Raw genomic sequence first — 1,025 nt, 5'->3', positions numbered from 1 at the left:
GCAAGTGTTTCATAAATGGAATGCAAGTGTCCTACAATGCAGGGAAATGAAGGGGCTTGAACGAAGGCGTGATGCCTGCGTACCCGATTATTCCTGTAACAGTTTTCTGACAGTGTCGATAAAGGCTTCGGCTTTGGGCAACAGTTCGTCTATCTCTTCTGCGCTGGAGTAGGCGAAGTCAGAAAAGGAATTTCGCCCAATGTTTCTTCGGCCCGTTGGAAGCGATAAGCAGCCAGTGCCTCGATGTTCTCCCGACTCAGCTGTTCTTTCATAGTACAATACCCTCCCTCATTACGTTCACGAAAAAAGGAGTGCGGAAGGGGCGGTTTTCCCAAAGCTTCCTCAGAAGGACGCGTGCATTGATGGCCACGCCGGTTTCTATCTCGATGTCGTACAGCGGGGCGATGATACGCTCTTCTTCGCTGACGCTCAGCTTGTCGCCGTCCACCAACACCAGCAGGTCGATGTCGCTGTCGGGGCGGGCGTCACCTCGGGCTTCGCTGCCATAGAGTATGGCTTGGGACTCGGGCGCCACTTGTGCCAGAGCTTCGCGGATGCGTTCTACTATTTGCGGGCGTTTCATAGGCAGTCGGTTCGTAGAGAAAGTAAGTTCTACATACAAAAGTAGGTATTTGCCTGCCAATTTCCAAACCTTTCCCCCAATCTTTTCTTCTGCCTTGTCATTCTTCTGCATTATATTCCTTATCTTTGCCTTCTCTAAATAGAAAAAGAAAGGCCATGAAACACAACACCTTCTACTACCTTGCCCTGTGCGTACTATGTCTGTTGCTCGCGGCTTGCGGGCCCGAACAGCATCGTTTTCTGATAGGCGTGTCGCAGTGCAGCGACGACGAATGGCGCACGCAGATGAACAAGGAAATCCGGCGCGAAGCACTCTTCTATCCCGGTGTGGAGGTGGACATCCGATCGGCGGGTGACGACAACCGGCAGCAGACGGCCGACATCGAACATTTCATCGCCGCCGGAGCCGATCTGATTGTGGTGGCGCCCAACGAAGCCGATGC

The 1,025-nt window shown here is 52.9% G+C and carries 2 protein-coding genes and 1 pseudogene; 1 reads left to right on the top strand and 2 read right to left on the bottom strand.

Annotation, left to right across the window (positions count from 1 at the left end; all coding sequences use genetic code 11):
* Positions 1 to 149 precede the first annotated feature (149 nt).
* Positions 150 to 272, bottom strand: a complete 123-nt coding sequence (locus QVP67_RS01205) for a hypothetical protein (protein WP_022161736.1) — start codon at positions 270 to 272, stop codon at positions 150 to 152.
* Positions 269 to 583 (bottom strand): nucleotidyltransferase domain-containing protein, encoded by a 315-nt coding sequence (locus QVP67_RS01200; protein ID WP_288179769.1) that lies wholly within the window; start codon positions 581 to 583, stop codon positions 269 to 271. Before QVP67_RS01200 ends, QVP67_RS01205 begins: the two co-directional genes overlap by 4 nt.
* A 155-nt stretch (positions 584 to 738) precedes the next feature.
* Between QVP67_RS01200 and QVP67_RS01195 the strand changes: the two are divergent.
* A pseudogene (locus tag QVP67_RS01195) lies at positions 739 to 1,025 on the top strand (histidine kinase); the annotation flags it as partial.

Origin of the sequence: Bacteroides sp. CAG:633 (assembly GCF_000435115.1) — a bacterium.
GTDB classification, from domain to species: Bacteria; Bacteroidota; Bacteroidia; order Bacteroidales; family Bacteroidaceae; genus Bacteroides; species Bacteroides ndongoniae.
This window is presented reverse-complemented; position numbering and strand designations above follow the sequence as displayed.